We start from the raw sequence: 15,731 nt of genomic DNA on the forward strand, positions 1-15,731 counted from the left end.
GCGTGGGGGTGGGAGTGTTCAGTTCTGGGCGGTGAGTTCGACGACCGTGGCCTGCTGCGGCCGTTGCACGGGTGGCCGCACGCCCACTTCGGCCAGCTGCCGTCCGGTCAGCACAGCGTCGGACTCGGCCCACTCGAGCGGCGACTGCCCCGCGTCGTCGCCGTCGCGTGTCATCACGCGAAGCCGGTACGTCCGGGCGGGGTCGAGCCCCGGCATCCGGACTCGTCCGGGCGGATACGCGGCGCTGGACGCGGTCTGGACGATCGTGAAGACCGCGGAGGTGGCATCCGCTGCCACCACGCCGCGCACGTCGATCCCGGGGTCGATGCCGTCGACATGGACGACGCGCCCCGTCGCGACGAGCGGGCGCAGGTGTTTCGCCAGCGCGACCCATCCCGCGACGTCGGCGCGGCCGGCGTCGTCGAGGGTGGTCAGATCCCATTCGATGCCGAAGTGGCCGAAGAGCGCCACCGCGCCGCTCAGACCGACCGAGACCGTCCGACCCGACGAGTGGACGACGGGGCTCGTCAGGTGCATTCCCAGCATCTCGGGCGGCACGACGAGCCCGGTGTGCTTCTGGTTGTCGAGCCGCTCGAGCGGATCGAGGCTGTCGCTGGTCCACACGCGGTCGGTGCGATCCAGGATGCCGAGATCCACGCGTGCCCCGCCGGAGGCACAGCTTTCGATCTCGAGTCCGGGGTGCGCCGCCTTCAGTTCGTCGATCAGCCGGTAGACGGCGAGCGTGTGCGCGTGCACTCGCGCACCACCGGCCGGTCCGCTCGCGGCGTCGACGAGATCGCGGTTGTGGTCCCACTTGAGGTAGGCGATCGGATACTCGTCCAGCAGGGCGTGCAGACGCCCGGCGATCTGGGCATACGCCTCAGGCTGGGAGAGGTCGACCACCTGCTGCTGACGGGCGGACGGCGGCAGCGACATCCGTCCCCGCAGGATCCAGTCCGGGTGTCGCCGAGCGAGGTCGCTGTCGGGGTTGACCATCTCGGGCTCGACCCAGAGGCCGAACTCCATCCCGAGCGCGCGCACGTGGTCGACGAGCGGGTGCAGGCCGTCCGGCCACACGCCGGTGTCGACCGTCCAGTCGCCGAGACCCGCGGTGTCGTCGCGCCGGCCCTCGAACCAGCCGTCGTCGAGGACGAACCGTTCGACGCCGACGGATGCTGCGGCATCGGCGAGTGCGGTGAGCCGATCGAGCGAGTGGTCGAAGTAGACCGCCTCCCAGGTGTTGAGGGTGACGGGGCGCGGGCGGCGCGGGTGCTGGGGGCGGGCGCGCCACTCGTCGTGGAAGCGCGCCGACAGCTCGGTCAGGCCGTCACCCCATGAGCCGATCACCCACGGGGAGCTGTAGGCAGCGCCGGCGGCGAGCACGATCTCTCCGGGCAGCAGCAGCTCACCGCCCGCGAGGAAGGCGTCGCCCGTGGTCGTGCGCTCAGCAAGCGCGCGGTGGTTGCCGCTCCAGGCCACGTGGATGCCGTGGACGCGCCCGTGCTCGAAGCCGAATCCGGGCCGGCCGGCAGCCAGGAGGATCGTGGAGTCGGCGCCGGGACGGCCACGGCGGGTCTCGCGGACGTGGGCGCCGAGGCCGAGGGAGCTCCGCTGCGGCGAACGCTCGCGGAGGTGGTGGCCCGTGGTGTCGAACACCTCGGTGGCATCCCACGGAATCGGGAACGTGGGCTGCGCGGTCTGCAGCGTGTACGGGGTCGATCCCGCGTTGCGCACCGTCACGCGTTGGTGGAACAGGCCGCTTGGCCCGATCCGCAGCTCGACGCGCACCGCGAGGGCTGCCTCCGCGTCGGCGAGTGCAATGCTCGCGCGGTGCTCGCCGGCCTGCACATCGGCGAGGACGAGACGGATGCTGACACCCGAGCCTTCGCGGTGTCCCTCCAGCCCAGGGGTGGCGAACCACCCCTCGGCGCCGGTGGGTACGAGCGTGAGCGCAGGGGTCGCGTCGAGGCCGCCGGACACCCGCTGTCCGCGCGCGGCGACCGCCAGCGACCGGAGGGTCTCGGGCATGGAGCCCTCGAGTGCCGCGCCCCAGTGCACGATCGCCGGCGCGGGCGTGGCGTCCAGGTCGACGACGACGCTCGTTCCTCCGCGGGTGAGGTGGAGCACGCGGGGTTCGAGGGAGAGGGCGGTGCGTTCGGCGTCGAGCAACCGATCGGTGCTGTGCATGAGTTAGTTCTACCATGGAAGTAATCTGAGGTGCAAGAGGATTCCAGACCTCAAAGCTCTGGGCAATTTGAGGCCTATTCGTGCCACAATGGAACCATTGCCGGTGTGCGAGGGGAGCTCGACGACGATGCTGACGGACAGCGAGCGCGCCCTCGCGCGGGCGGTGCTCATCCACGGCCCGATCTCCCGCAGCGCGCTCACCAACCGGCTCGGCCTGTCGCCGGCGAGCCTCACGCGCCTCGCGAAGCCGTTCCTCGATCGCGGCTACCTCGTCGAATTGGAAGATCTCTCCGACGGCACCGTCGGCCGCCCGGTGCGACCGCTCGATGTCGCCCCCGGTCTCGGGGTCTTCGCGGGGGTCAAGGTCACCGGCGACGCCGTCCACGCGGTGGTGACCGACGTCCGCGCCGGGCTTCTCGACCAGCAGGTGGTACCGCTCGACACGCATGAACCGGAGGGCGTCGCTGCGGTGATCGCCCGAGCGCTCCGAGCGATGACGGACGACGTCCTCGTCGGGGTGGGCGTGGCTCTCGGCGGTGCGGTCGACGACGGCACGGTGCGCTACGCGCCGTTCCTCGGGTGGGAGAACCTGCCCTTCGCCTCGATCCTCGGGCATGAGCTCGATGTGCCCGTGGTGCTGGAGAACGACCTCGTCGCGCTGACCGAGGCGGAGCGCTGGTTCGGCCTCGGGCGCGGCATGCCGGGCTTCGTCGTCCTCACGATCGGGGTGGGCGTCGGCTACGGGCTCGTCGTCGGTGGCGAAGTGGTGCACTCGACGGAGGCCGGTCTCGGACTCGGCGGGCACATCCCGCTCGCTGACGGCGGCCCGCTCTGCCAGGAGGGGCATCGCGGGTGCTCGCAGGCGATGTTGACGTCGGGATCGATCGCCGCGCAGGTGTCGGCGGCGTTGCAGCGCACGGTGACCTACGACGAGGTCCTCGCTATGGCGATCGCGGGCGAGCCGGCCGCAGCCGCGGTGGTCGACGCCGCGGCGGATGCACTAGGACGCTTCATTGCGCTCGCGGCGAATCTGACGTTCCAGAGCGCGGCGGTGCTGGCCGGTGACGGCATCGGGCTGTTCCCGATCGTCGAGGATCGTGTGCGCGCAGCGATATCGGCCGGGAGGGACCCGCGGGCGCAACCCGTGCAGCTCTACGTGGACGACTCTGGCTTCACGGCCTGGGCCCGGGGTGCCGCGGCCGTGGCCATCCAGGCGGCGGTGGACCGGCTTCGCCTCGACTGAGGTGTGTGACGCGATCGCAGGAGTCGCAGCATCCGTTCCGAAACGGTCAGGAATAATCTTGGTGCGCACACGTTGCACGAGATACATTCATTTGCATGGATTCGCACGACGGAGAACCCGCACGGCGAAAGAGCGGAGAAGCGATCGTGAGCGAGAGCACCACGTGGTCGGGTATGCAGTTCGGAATCTTCACGGTGTCCGACATCACCCAGGACCCGACCGACGGCACCACGCCCAGTGAGGCGGAGCGGATCAAGGCGACCCTGAGGATCGCGAAGCACGCCGAGGAGGTGGGCCTCGACGTCTTCGCCCTCGGCGAGCACCACAACCCGCCGTTCTGGTCGTCATCGCCGACCACGACCCTCGCGTACATCGCGGCGCAGACCGAGCGCCTCATCCTGTCGACCGCCACGACGCTCATCACGACGAACGACCCGGTGAAGATCGCCGAGGACTACGCGATGCTGCAGCACGTGTCGGACGGCCGCGCCGACCTCATGATCGGCCGCGGCAACACCGGTCCGGTCTACCCGTGGTTCGGCAAGGACATCCGTCAGGGCCTGCCCCTCGCGATCGAGAACTACAACCTGCTGCACCGCCTGTGGCGCGAGGACGTCGTGGACTGGGAGGGCCAGTTCCGCACGCCGCTGCAGGGCTTCACGTCGACTCCGCGTCCCCTCGATGGCGTCGCGCCGTTCGTGTGGCACGGCTCGATCCGCACACCCGAGATCGCCGAGCAGGCCGCCTACTACGGCGACGGCTTCTTCGCGAACAACATCTTCTGGCCCAAGGAGCACTACCAGCGCCTCATCGCGCTGTACCGCCAGCGCTACGCGCACTACGGCCACGGCACGCCCGAGCAGGCGATCGTCGGCCTCGGCGGGCAGGTGTTCATGGCGGCGAATTCGCAGGACGCGGTGAAGCAGTTCCGCCCGTACTTCGACAACGCGCCGGTCTACGGCCACGGCCCGTCGCTCGAGGACTTCAGCGAGATGACGCCGCTCACGGTCGGCTCGCCCCAGCAGGTGATCGACCGGTACGCCGCCATGCGCGAGACGTACGGCGACTACCAGCGCCAGCTGTTCCTCATGGACCACGCCGGCCTGCCGCTGAAGACCGTGCTCGAGCAGCTCGACATCCTGGGCGGCGAGGTGGTTCCGGTGCTGCGCAAGGAGCTGCAGAAGAACCGTCCGGCGGAGGTTCCGGATGCCCCGACCCACGCGAATCTCGTCGCCGCGAAGTACGGTGACGAGGCGCCGCGCCAGGCGGTGCCCGGTGCGAACCGCGGCGACAACCTCGTGGGCGCGAGCCCGTACCAGGACAGCCCCGCCCCCGCGGGCGCGGCGTTCGGCCTCGGCCGGAAGGAGGCGTGACATGACCAACTCCGCACGCCGCATCGCGGTGATCTCCGCAGGTCTGTCGAACCCCTCGTCGACTCGTATGCTCGCCGATCGGCTCGCCGCCGCGACCGCGAAGCAGCTCTCAGAGCGCGGCATTGAGATCGAGGTGGACGTGTTCGAGCTGCGCGACTACGCGCACGACATCACGAACAACCTCCTCACCGGGTTCGCTCCGCCGGCGCTCGAATCGGTGATCAACGCGGTCGTCTCGGCCGACGCGGTCATCGCGGTCACGCCGATCTTCTCGACGAGCTACTCGGGCCTCTTCAAGTCGTTCATCGACGTGCTCGACCCCGACGCGCTCACCGGCAAGCCGGTGCTGATCGGCGCGAACGCGGGCACCGCTCGCCACTCGCTGGCGATCGACTACGCGATCCGGCCGCTGTTCACGTACCTGCACGCCGAGCCGGTCTCGACCGGTGTGTTCGCCGCGTCGAGCGACTGGGGAGCGTCGGCCGACAACGTCGCCCCGCTGGGCGAGCGCATCGACCGCGGGGCGCGCGAGCTCGCCGACGCCATCGCGCGCCGCGAGCCCGCATCGGACGCCGACCCGTTCGACCCCGCCAACTACCTCGGCGAGGGCCGCTCGTTCGGCCACCTGCTCGGCGGTCTCGCGGGGGAGTAGCCCTCAGCCGAGCACGACATCCTCCGGTTCGCGGAGAGGGCGCCACGCGCCCTCTCCGCGAACGGTCGTCTTCGCGAGCACATCGGCGTCGACGAGGGCACCGAGGCCGATGCCCGACAACTCCTCGATGTCGGCGATCCGCACCTGGAACGTGCGGAAGGCGCCGAGCGTGGGCACATCGAGCACGCCCTCACGAAGGTCGATGAGGTCCGACTGGTCGAGCACGAAGCCCGCAGCCGCGAGGCGCGGAACCCCGTCCCCCCGTGTCGTCCAGGCGGCGACCTTGAAGAACCGGCGCGGGACACGGATGCCGCGGTACGGCGGGTCGTCGTCCTTCAGCACCGGTGCGGTGAAGACGCTGATGCGTTCGTCTGCGGTGTCGGCGAACTCGAGCACGTGGTCTTCGAGCCCGAGCCACAGTTCCTTCGACTGGTTGAACCCGCTCGCCTGCGGCGCCGCGTTCGGGTAGGTGAACGTCGCTTCCGTCGCCCTGCGGGCCTCGGCCTCCGAGCCCCAGCCGGGATCGCGGCGGCGCACCAGATGCCCGCGATCCAGGTCGTTCGAGGAGTAGACCGCAGGGCCCGCCTGCTCGACCGCGGGGATCCGCGGATCGAGATCCCAGTCGCCGGTCCGCGGCAGGTCCTGCAGAGCCGCACCGTCGATGTTCACTCCGGTGACGGCCGCGAGCCGGCGCGCAGGATCGAGCAGCACGGTGAACCGCGGGTAGGTCAGCTCACGCACCTCGCGTTCGTCCTCAGGGCGGGGGAGCGGGAGCAGGATGCCGAGGAAGGCGTCGTCGTATGCGTCCGAGGTCACGTCTGCCACGCCTCCATCATGGCCGCACCGGGCGACATCGCGCGATGCCCCGACTCACTCGCCCTCGGCAGGCTTCCGTGCGCGCAGCCGGCGCGCGAGCACCGCGTCGATCGCCAAGCCGAGCCCGACGGCGCACGCGACCGAGACCACCACCGCCACGACCGGGCCGCCCGGAACGAACGTCGCGACGACCGCCCCGACGAGGGCCTGGTAGATCGCCCACGCGAGCGCCGCGAGCCCGGCAACCGCGAGATAGCGTGGCGCCGGCAACCGGGCGGCGCCCGCCGTGAGGTTCACCGCGAGCCGCGCGAACGGGATGAAGCGTGCGGTGAAGAGCACCAGCGCGGCGCGGCGCTCCAGACGCAGCCGCGCCCACGCGAACGCGGCCTGCGTGCGAGAGGCGCGCATCCAGCGCCAACGCTGGAGACCGATCGTGCGGCCCACGACGTAGCAGGCGGCGTCCCCCGTGAGCGCGGCCGCCGCGGCCACGAGCACGATCGCCGCGAGCGCGGGCTCGCCCTGCGACACCGCGAGCGCACCGAGCGCGGTGACCGCCGCCTCACCGGGGATCACGACCAGGAACGCGTCGCCCAGCACGAGCACGAACAGCAGCGGCAGCGCCCATGCGCTCGAAGCCACGGTGGTGAGCAGGTCCTCGACCATGTCTTCTTGGTAGCCGTCCGCGGTGAACGGCGACCGAACGGGGCACGTCCGGTGACCCGCCGCGGTGCATCCGGTGAACTCTTCCGCACGGACGCCGGTTCGCGGCATCCGTCCTCGTCCGTCCCGTCACCCTGGAGGCGTGAGAGTCGCACTGCTCGCCGAATCGTTCCTGCCCCACATGAACGGGGTGACAGGGTCGGTGCTCCACGTCCTCCGGCACCTCGCCGCCGAAGGACACGAGACGCTCGTCATCGCACCGCGCGCCGGAGAGATCACCACTGATCTCCACGGCGCCCGTACCGAGCTGCTGCGCTCGGCGCCCCTGCCGTCGTATCCCGAGGTGCGCGTCGTGTTCGCCCGCGCCGCGAGGCTGACGGCGATCCTCCGTGAATTCGAGCCGGATGTCGTGCATCTCGCGTCGCCGTTCGTGCTCGGCTGGCAGGGCCTCGCGGCAGCCGACGCGCTGCGCGTGCCCGCCGTCGCCGTCTACCAGACCGATGTGGTCGCGTACGCGGAGAAGTACGGGATGCCGCAGGCCGCCGCGCTGGTCGGCCGCCACATCGGGCGCCTGCATCGGCGGGCGACCCTCACCCTGGCGCCGTCGACCGCGTCGCTGCGGCAGCTCGAGGATCTCGGCGTTGATCGCCTCCGCCGGTGGGGGCGCGGCGTCGACGTCCAGCGTTTCGGCCCCGAGCGGCGCAGCGACGAATGGCGCGCCCGCGTCGCACCCGGCGACACGATCGTCGGCTACGTCGGCCGCCTCGCGCCCGAGAAGCAGGTCGAGGACCTCGCCGCGCTCGCCGCGCTCCCCGGCGCCCGGCTCGTGATCGTCGGCGACGGACCGGCGCGGCCCACGCTCGAGCGCGCGATGCCCGACGCGGTCTTCACCGGGCACCTCACCGGGCCCGCGCTCGCCGAGGCGCTCGCGAGCTTCGACGTGTTCGTGCACCCCGGCGAGAGCGAGACGTTCGGCCAGACCATCCAGGAGGCGCTGGCCAGCGGCGTGCCTGTCGTGGCGACCGGCGTCGGCGGCCCCGTCGATCTGGTGCGGTCGAGCGTCGACGGCTGGCTCTACCGCCCCGGCGACCTCGGCGACCTGCGCGCACGCGTGGCCGACCTCGTCGGCGACGACGGCAAGCGGCGCGCGTTCGCGGCGGCGGCGCGCGAGTCGGTGCGCGAGCGCACGTGGGACGCGGTCTGCAGCCGCCTGGTCGAGCACTATGACGAGGCGCGGATGCTGCGCCCCATCGACGACGCGCAGCCCCAGCGTGCGGCGACCCGCCCTGTGGTGCCGACGCCCGCACCCCGGCGCTCCTGGTCGCGGTTCGTCGCACTCGGCGACTCGATCACCGAGGGACTCTGCGACGCCTCGCGCATGCCGGCGGGGCAGTACCGCGGCTGGGCGGACCGGCTCGCGCAGCTGCTCGCGCACGCAGGCCGCTCCGGCGAGCCGTTCCGCTACGCCAACCTCGCCGTGCGCAGCCGCCGTGTGCGGCATGTCGTGAGCGAGCAGGTGCCGCAGGCGCTCGCCCTCCGGCCGCACCTGGTGTCGATCCTCGTCGGCGCCAACGACCTCGTAGGGCGCCGCGTGGATCCTCCCGCGGTGGCCGCCGATCTCGAGCAGGCGGTGGGGGCGCTGCGCGGCGCCGGCATCGACGTGCTCCTCGTGACGCCATTCCTCCCGCGGCGACGCCTCGCGCGGCTGTTCGCCCGCCGCTTCGCGGTGTTCTCGTCGGAGCTCCGCCGGATCGCCGCGACGACCGGCGCGGTGCTGCTCGACACCGACGCGTTCCTCGACGCACAGGGCCTTCCGGCGATCGGCGACCTGGATCTGTGGGCCGACGACAAGGTGCATCTGCGTCCGCGCGGGCACCGGTACCTGGCGTACCGCGCAGCCGAGGCGCTCGGGGTGCCCGACGCCGAGGCGCTCGGCGAGCTCGACGCCAGTCTGCATGCCGACGACGACCCGGTGCTGCCCGGCACGTGGCTGCGCCGCGACGCCCTGCCGTGGGTGTGGCGGCGACTGCACGGCCGCACGGCCGGCGACGGGCTCGTGGCCAAGCACGCCGACTACGTGCTCATCGGCGGTGCCGGCGACGTGCCCGCTCGCGTGAACGCCGGTTGAGGCATCCGTTCCGTTCTGTCACTCCGCCTCGCCGATCGTGCGGCGGGCGAGGAGGGCCGCCGCGAGGAAGCAGAGGGCGCCGACGCCGGTGCCCAGGTTCGCCCACAGCGGGCTCAGCAGCTCGCCGGTGGAGGGCACCACGAACGCGGCGACCGCCGAGACGCCGAAGGCGATCGACCCCACGAGGTTGAGGCCGGTGCCGTGCCACGTGCGGGCGTCGCGGTCCCACAGCGTTCCGCGCTCCTTCGTCGCCACCACCGCCAGCACGCTGGAGACGAGGAAGGCCACCGAGCCGAACGCGTCCGGCCGCCACCCGGCGCCGACGTAGTCCGGGTCGACGATCGCGGCGATCAGGGCGGCCGCGGTCGACACGTTGAACAGGAGCGTCCCGGCGAACTGGATCGCTGCCGCCCACCAGTCCGCGCGATCCGCCCGGTTCATGCGCGCGTGGGGTGTCTTGCGCCCGCTCAGCAGGAGCTGGATGAGCCCCGCCGTGGTGAAGAAGATGGAGCCCGCGAAGAACGTGATGTTCGCGCCGACCGGGCCCGCCCACGAGGCATAGGGCGGCACCACGCCCAGGAAGAACAGCGCCGAGCCGACCGCGAAGCCCCAGGACTCCCGCCGGAGACGCCGGATCCGCCGCGCGGCCGGATCGACCGATCGTTTCGCACTCAATGGTGGAAGCTGGGACCGATGCCGGGGTGGGGCATGGGGCTGTCGAGCGAGTCGAGGAACGCGGTCTCGCTCTTGATGTCCTTCAGGAGGTCCTCGGCGAGGTCGCGGCTGAGCCCGTTGCGGCACACGATGCGCATCACGGTCTGATCCGACAGCTCGCCCGAGAGGGGATACGCGGGGACGAGCCACCCCTTGATCCGCAGCCGCTCCGACAGGTGGTAGAGCGTCCACTTGTCGGTGTGACCCGGGGTGAGCCGCCAGGCGAATACGGGGATGTCGGTGCCGTCGCTCAGGAGCTCGTAGGCATCGAGCTCGGCGATGGCCGACGAGAGGTACACGGCGACGTCCTGCGAGGCCTGCTGGATCGCGGTGTAGCCGGCACGGCCGAGGCGGAGGAACCGGTAGTACTGCAGCAGCACCTGCGTGCCGGGCCGGGAGAAGTTGAGGGCGAACGTGGGCATGGATCCGCCCAGATAGCTGACTTTGAAGACGAGGTCGTCGGGCAGTGCCGCGGCGTTGCGCCACACCACCCAGCCCACGCCCGGGTAGACGAGTCCGTATTTGTGGCCCGAGGTGTTGATGGACTGCACGCGCTCCACCCGGAAGTCCCACTCCAGGTCGGGCTGCAGGAAGGGCGCGATCATGGCTCCCGAGGCCCCGTCGACGTGCATGGGGATGTCGAGCCCGGTCTTCGCCTGGATCTCGTCGAGCTTCGCGGCGATGGCTTTCACCGGCTCGTAGGCGCCGGTATACGTGACACCCACGATCGCGACGACGCCGATCGTGTTCTCGTCGACGTAGTCCTCGAGCCCCGTGCCGTCCATCAGAGGGTGCTCGGCGGTCACGGGGACCAGCCTCATCTCCACGTCGAAGTAGTTGCAGAACTTCTCCCAGCACACCTGCACCGCCGAGCTCATGATGAGGTTCGGCTTCTCGGTCGACTTCCCCGCAGCGCGACGCGCGTGCTGCCAGCGACGCTTGAGCGCAAGGCCGCCGAGCATGCACGCCTCGGACGAGCCGATCGTCGACGTGCCGATCACATCGTCGTTGTCGGGCACGTTCCACAGGTCGCCGAGGATGCGCCAGCAGCACTCCTCGATGGCGGCCGTGGCCGGGTACTCGTCCTTGTCGATCATGTTCTTGTCGGCGGACTCGACCGCGAGCCGGTTGGCGTAGTCGTCCATCCACGTGCCGACGAACGTCGCGAGATTCAGCCGCGCGTTGCCGTCGAGCATCGTCTGATCGCGGATGACGCGATACGCCGTCTCGGGCAGCATCTCCCCGTCGGGGATGACGTTGTACCTCGCGGTCGTCGCCTCGCCGGCTCGAGTGAAGGTCGGCTGCAGCGCCTCGTCCTGATACATGGATCCTCCATCGCTGGGCGGACCGGCCGCACAGATGCGCGTCGGAGTCTGCGATGCACCGCACCCCCGGTCGGTCCCTTCGGTGCCGAAGGTATACCGCTCAGGGCGCGCCGTCATCCCTCAGATCGCGTGAGGGGCCGATGTTCGATGTCTGTTCGCCTACGGAACGGACGGATGCTGCGCCCACGCGTATTCGGACTCGGGGCGGCCGCGCGTGCCGTAACGGGCGGCGCGTCGCGCGCGTCCCGCGGTCACGAGATGCTCGAGGTAGCGGCGCGCGGCCACGCGCGACATGCCCAGTCGCTCCGCCGCCTCCGCGGCCGAGACCGGGCCGCGTTCACGCACTTCGTCGCTGATGCGAACGAGCGTGTCGGCCGAGAGTCCCTTCGGCAGCGCCACCGGTGTGGCCGGGCGGAGAGCCCCGAGGAGCGCGTCGATCTCGGCCTGCGTCGGCGCCCCGGCGGCCTGAGCCGCACGCCGCCGGAACTCGCGGTACTGCTCCAGGCGTTCGCGGAACATCGCGAACGTGAACGGCTTCACGAGGTACTGCGCGACGCCGAGCGAGACCATCTGCCGCACGACGTCCGCGTCGCGGACCCCGGTGATCGCGATGACATCGACGGCTGCTCCACGCGCCCGCACATGCCGCAGCACGTCGAGGCCGGTGCCGTCGGGCATCGTGACGTCCAGCAGCACGAGGTCGATCTCGTCGCCGCGGTCCAGCACGGCGTCGATCGCCGCCCGTGCTCCTGTGCACTCGCCGACGGGCTCGAAATCGTCCAGTCGCGCGAGGTAGTCGCGATGCAGCTCGAGGGTGAGCGCATCGTCGTCGACGAGCAGCACACGGATCATGTCGTCCTCGCCGGCAGCGTCACCACGAACACCGTCGGGTCCTCCCGCAGCTCGATCTCGCCGCCCGCGCTCGCCACGATGGAGCGGACGAGTGCGAGGCCGACCCCACGGCCCTCGGCACCGCCGGGCTTGGTGGTGAACCCGTGTTCGTAGATGCGCTCGCGCAGCGCCTCCGGCACTCCGGTGCCGCTGTCCGACACCTCCATCCGCAGCGCCGCGGGGGAGGAAGCGGTCTTCCCGAACACGACGCGCACCCAGCGCGGCGCATCGGCGGCAGCCGCAGCATCCATCGCGTTGTCGATCAGATTGCCGACGACCGAGACCGCGTCGACGGGCGTCAGTGCGCTGCGCGGCGCCTCCGGGTCGATCTCGGCCGACCAGTCGATGCCCCGTTCGCGCGCCTGCGCCGCCTTGCCGAGCAGCAGCGCACCCACCGTGGGGTCGCCGCCGCGCCGCGCGGCGACCTGATCGACGAGGTCCTGGGACTGCCGAGACGTCTCGGTCAGGATCTCGATCGCCTCGCCGGTGCGGCCGAGCTCGAGCAGCGACACCGCGGTGTGCATGCGGTTGCCGTGCTCGTGGGTCTGCGCGCGCAGCGCCTCGCCGAGTGTGCGCACCGACTCGTACGACGCGACAGCGTCGCGGATCGTCCCGGCGGGCAGGTCGCCCGCGACGCGCCGCGTGGTGCGGCGCGCGAGCCACGCGCCGACCAGACCCGCCGCGAGGAGCGCGAGCGCGATGGACACGACGAAGGGCAGTCGCGGGATGATCTTCGACCAGATGCTGCCGATCGTGACGCCGACCGAGACCCATCCGACGAGGTCGCCGTCGGCGGTCACCGGCACGATCGTCCGCACCGACGGGCCGAGGGTTCCGGTGAACTCCTCGGTGACCACGCTCGGTGCGGCCGGGATCGTGCCGAGGTAGTGCCGGCCGATCTCGGCGGGGTCGCGGTGGCTGACCCGGATGCCGTCAGGGGTCATGATCGTGATGAAGTCGAGCCCCGTCCGCGCCATCACGTCCGCGGCGAGCGGCTGCAGGGTGTCCGAGGGGGCCGGCGCGGACAGGGCGTCCGCGACCTCGGGCAGCGACGCGAGCGACGTCGCGACGGCGCGCGTCACCTCCTCCGCCTCGCTCCGCTCCGAGCGCTCCGCGTCCAGCACCAGCACGGCGGCGAGGGCGGCGACGATCACGGCGGCCGAGACGGCGACGACGACGAACACGCGCGACGCCGCGCTGCCCTGCTTCGTCGTCGCTGACATGGCTCTCCTCGTCGATGCCGTCGCCTCCATCCTCGCCGGTGAGGGGCGGGAAGAGGGAGCCCCGAGCCGCGACCAATACGACCGCAAATCGCGGCGCGACGGCGAGGCGCGCACGCTGTGGTCACGCCGCACTCTCGAGCGGCACAGCGGAAACACCGCCGTTCATCCCGCAGGAGGCAATGATGGCTCTCTCGACCCGCACCACGTCCTTCACGCTCCCCGGATTCAACTGGAGACGCGGCAAGCAGGCGTGGGACAAGCACACCTGGCTCTATCTCTCGGTCATCGCCGCCGTGGTCCTCGGCGCGATCGTGGGCCTCGTCTGGCCCGATGTCGGCGTGGCGCTCAAGCCGCTCGGCGAGGGATTCGTCGCGCTCATCAAGATGATGATCGCGCCGATCATCTTCTGCACGATCGTGGTGGGCGTCGGCTCGATCGCGAAGGCGGCGACGGTCGGCAAGATCGGCGGCCTCGCTCTGCTGTACTTCATGGTGATGTCGACGTTCGCGCTCGCCATCGGCCTCGTCGTCGGCAACCTGCTGCACCCGGGCGAAGGCCTCAACATGGCGAACGCCACGTACGAGGCGACCGCCGAGGCGAAGACGACGCAGGAGTTCATCCTGGGCATCATCCCGACCACGTTCTTCTCGGCCTTCACCGGTGAGAGCGTGCTGCAGGTGCTCTTCATCGCCCTGCTCGTCGGTTTCGCGCTGCAGCAGATGGGCGACAAGGGCGCGCCGATCATGAACGCCGTGAAGCACCTCCAGGCGCTGGTGTTCCGCATTCTGGGCATGATCCTCTGGCTCGCGCCGGTCGGCGCGTTCGGCGCCATCGCCGCGGTCGTCGGCAACACCGGCATCGCCGCGATCTGGGCCCTCGGCACACTGATGATCGCGTTCTACATCACGTGCGTGCTGTTCATCGTGGGTGTCCTCGGCACTCTCCTGTACGTCGTCACCCGCGTGAACATCTTCAGCCTCATCAAGTACCTCGCGCGCGAGTACCTGCTCATCGTCGGCACGTCGTCCTCCGAGTCGGCGCTGCCGCGCCTCATCGCGAAGATGGAGCACCTCGGGGTGTCGAAGCCGGTGGTGGGCATCACCGTCCCGACGGGCTACTCGTTCAACCTCGACGGCACGGCGATCTACCTGACGATGGCGTCGCTGTTCATCGCGAGCGGCATGGGCGCCCCGATGTCGATCGGCCAGCAGATCGGCCTGCTCGTCTTCATGATCATCGCGTCGAAGGGTGCCGCCGGCGTCACCGGAGCGGGCCTGGCCACCCTGGCCGGCGGTCTGCAGGCGTACCGGCCCGACCTCGTCAACGGCGTCGGGGTCATCGTCGGCATCGACCGGTTCATGTCGGAGGGCCGTGCGCTCACGAACTTCACCGGCAACGCCGTCGCGACGGTGCTGATCGGCACGTGGACGAAGGAGTTCGACGCCGCCCGCGCGCGCCGCGTGCTGGCCGGCGAGCTGCCGTTCGACGAGACGACGCTGTCGGGCGACGGCCACGACGGGATGTCGCCCGCGGCGGACGCGGTCGGCGTGCAGGGTCTCGAAGAGGCCGCGATCACCGAGGCGGAGGCCAAGGAGCGCCGCGCGCGCGAGCGCGAGGAACAGCTCTCCCGCTGACGGACAGGGACGGGCGGGCGCCGGGGGAGACCCGCGCCCGCCCGTTTCAGTCGTCCGGGCTGATCTCGCCCGCTTCGATCGCCGCCTCGCGCTCCTCCAGCTCGAGGTCGTCGACGTCCTCCTCGACCGACTCGAGCGGGTCGATGGTCGGCGGCGGCAGTTCGAACTCCACGCTGTCGTCGACCGGCACGTCCCGTTCGTCGTCGGGGATTCGCTCACGGAAGTCGCTCATGGCCGCCTCGCGATCATTCCTCGCCGTACGGCGGGAGCTCGTCTTCCTCGACGTCCTCCAGGGGAGGGGCGTCATCCTGACCGTCGAGGTCGGGCAGCTGATCGGCCTCGTGAGAGATCTCGTGGAACGTCGGGTCGAAGACCATGACCTGCTCCTATCCGCTCTTGCGACGGAACTCGCGCTTCGTGACCGCTCCGTGCGTGCCGTGGATGGCCGAGTCGCCATCCATGTGGGCTTCGCCCTGACGGTGGTTCGCGTTCTTCTTGTCGAGTGCTTCCTTGAACTTGCGCTTCATCTCATCGGATGCCGCAGACGCCGGCTTCTCGTCGGTGCTCATGCCCCCACCCTAGGCGTGGCACCCGACGCTCGCCAGGGTGGGGGCAGTCGGGAACCCTGCTGATAGGCTTGGGAAGGTTGCCGTGTGGCAACCGCCCAATTCCACATGTGAGCACTGTGCTTCATATGGGCACTGTGGAGCAGGCCGGCAGGAAGCTGGTCCCCTGTGGTGGATTCCCCGCCGGCTGACGTCGGGTGATCTTCTACTGGTGACCAGCGCTGGCGAACCCCGCGGCACCCCCGCGCGCCGAGATCTGCCCGTTCCTGCTCCTTCGCACAAGCTCGTGCGCGAAACGCGCGTGCGAGCCTAAACAGGC

Annotated in this window: 15 protein-coding genes; 5 read left to right on the plus strand and 10 right to left on the minus strand. The window is 70.7% G+C overall.

What is annotated here, in order from left to right:
* Positions 1–18: 18 nt before the first annotated feature.
* Positions 19–2,187: an alpha-galactosidase gene (locus ACEYYH_RS07735; RefSeq protein WP_374977639.1), complete on the minus strand. Its 2,169-nt coding sequence runs from the start codon at positions 2,185–2,187 to the stop codon at positions 19–21.
* Between the two features lie 127 nt (positions 2,188–2,314).
* Here ACEYYH_RS07735 and ACEYYH_RS07740 point away from each other — a divergent pair, with 127 nt between their 5' ends.
* The 3 genes from ACEYYH_RS07740 (at position 2,315) to ACEYYH_RS07750 (ending at position 5,455) form a co-directional block, all read left to right on the plus strand.
* Positions 2,315–3,430: an ROK family protein gene (locus ACEYYH_RS07740; RefSeq protein ID WP_374977640.1), complete on the plus strand. Its 1,116-nt coding sequence runs from the start codon at positions 2,315–2,317 to the stop codon at positions 3,428–3,430.
* Between the two features lie 173 nt (positions 3,431–3,603).
* Entirely contained in the window at positions 3,604–4,803 is a 1,200-nt protein-coding gene (locus tag ACEYYH_RS07745; RefSeq protein ID WP_374978184.1) for an LLM class flavin-dependent oxidoreductase, read from the plus strand.
* Position 4,804: 1 nt separating this feature from the next.
* Positions 4,805–5,455, plus strand: a complete 651-nt coding sequence (locus ACEYYH_RS07750; protein WP_374977641.1) for an FMN reductase — start codon at positions 4,805–4,807, stop codon at positions 5,453–5,455.
* 3 nt (positions 5,456–5,458) lie between these two features.
* Here the strand turns inward: ACEYYH_RS07750 and ACEYYH_RS07755 are convergent, their stop codons facing one another.
* Positions 5,459–6,271 carry a DNA/RNA non-specific endonuclease gene (locus ACEYYH_RS07755; protein ID WP_374978185.1) on the minus strand — a complete coding sequence of 271 codons (813 nt, stop codon included), beginning with the start codon at positions 6,269–6,271 and terminating at the stop codon, positions 5,459–5,461.
* A 54-nt stretch (positions 6,272–6,325) separates the two neighbouring features.
* Positions 6,326–6,934, minus strand: coding sequence for a DedA family protein (locus tag ACEYYH_RS07760; protein ID WP_374977642.1), 609 nt, complete (start codon positions 6,932–6,934; stop codon positions 6,326–6,328).
* 139 nt (positions 6,935–7,073) lie between these two features.
* On the opposite strand from ACEYYH_RS07760, the gene ACEYYH_RS07765 reads away from it, so the two are divergent.
* A complete protein-coding gene (locus ACEYYH_RS07765; RefSeq protein ID WP_374977643.1) occupies positions 7,074–9,059 on the plus strand; it encodes a glycosyltransferase in 1,986 nt (661 codons plus the stop codon).
* An 18-nt stretch (positions 9,060–9,077) separates the two neighbouring features.
* Here ACEYYH_RS07765 and ACEYYH_RS07770 read toward each other — a convergent pair whose 3' ends face one another.
* The 4 genes from ACEYYH_RS07770 to ACEYYH_RS07785 all read right to left on the minus strand — a co-directional run bounded on the left by ACEYYH_RS07770 (position 9,078) and on the right by ACEYYH_RS07785 (position 13,212).
* On the minus strand, positions 9,078–9,734 hold the full coding sequence (locus tag ACEYYH_RS07770) for a hypothetical protein (protein ID WP_374977644.1): 657 nt from the start codon (positions 9,732–9,734) through the stop codon (positions 9,078–9,080).
* The gene (locus ACEYYH_RS07775) at positions 9,731–11,098 is read right to left on the minus strand and encodes a glutamate decarboxylase (RefSeq protein ID WP_374977645.1); all 1,368 of its coding nucleotides are present in this window, start codon (positions 11,096–11,098) and stop codon (positions 9,731–9,733) included. Before ACEYYH_RS07775 ends, ACEYYH_RS07770 begins: the two co-directional genes overlap by 4 nt.
* 159 nt (positions 11,099–11,257) lie before the next feature.
* On the minus strand, positions 11,258–11,950 hold the full coding sequence (locus ACEYYH_RS07780) for a response regulator (RefSeq protein ID WP_374977646.1): 693 nt from the start codon (positions 11,948–11,950) through the stop codon (positions 11,258–11,260).
* A complete protein-coding gene (locus tag ACEYYH_RS07785; RefSeq protein ID WP_374977647.1) occupies positions 11,947–13,212 on the minus strand; it encodes an ATP-binding protein in 1,266 nt (421 codons plus the stop codon). Before ACEYYH_RS07785 ends, ACEYYH_RS07780 begins: the two co-directional genes overlap by 4 nt.
* Before the next feature lie 182 nt (positions 13,213–13,394).
* On the opposite strand from ACEYYH_RS07785, the gene ACEYYH_RS07790 reads away from it, so the two are divergent.
* On the plus strand, positions 13,395–14,846 hold the full coding sequence (locus tag ACEYYH_RS07790; protein WP_374977648.1) for a cation:dicarboxylate symporter family transporter: 1,452 nt from the start codon (positions 13,395–13,397) through the stop codon (positions 14,844–14,846).
* 46 nt (positions 14,847–14,892) lie between these two features.
* Here the strand turns inward: ACEYYH_RS07790 and ACEYYH_RS07795 are convergent, their stop codons facing one another.
* From ACEYYH_RS07795 to ACEYYH_RS07805, 3 genes are read right to left on the minus strand one after another with little or no spacing between them, the layout of a single operon-like run.
* Positions 14,893–15,078, minus strand: a complete 186-nt coding sequence (locus tag ACEYYH_RS07795) for a hypothetical protein (protein WP_374977649.1) — start codon at positions 15,076–15,078, stop codon at positions 14,893–14,895.
* 13 nt (positions 15,079–15,091) lie between these two features.
* Positions 15,092–15,223, minus strand: coding sequence for a hypothetical protein (locus ACEYYH_RS07800; protein WP_374977650.1), 132 nt, complete (start codon positions 15,221–15,223; stop codon positions 15,092–15,094).
* 9 nt (positions 15,224–15,232) lie between these two features.
* Entirely contained in the window at positions 15,233–15,415 is a 183-nt protein-coding gene (locus ACEYYH_RS07805) for a DUF5302 domain-containing protein (RefSeq protein ID WP_116193844.1), read from the minus strand.
* Between the last annotated feature and the right edge of the window lie 316 nt (positions 15,416–15,731).

It is taken from the genome of Microbacterium trichothecenolyticum (genome assembly GCF_041938625.1).
Classification (GTDB): Bacteria; Actinomycetota; Actinomycetes; order Actinomycetales; family Microbacteriaceae; genus Microbacterium; species Microbacterium trichothecenolyticum_D.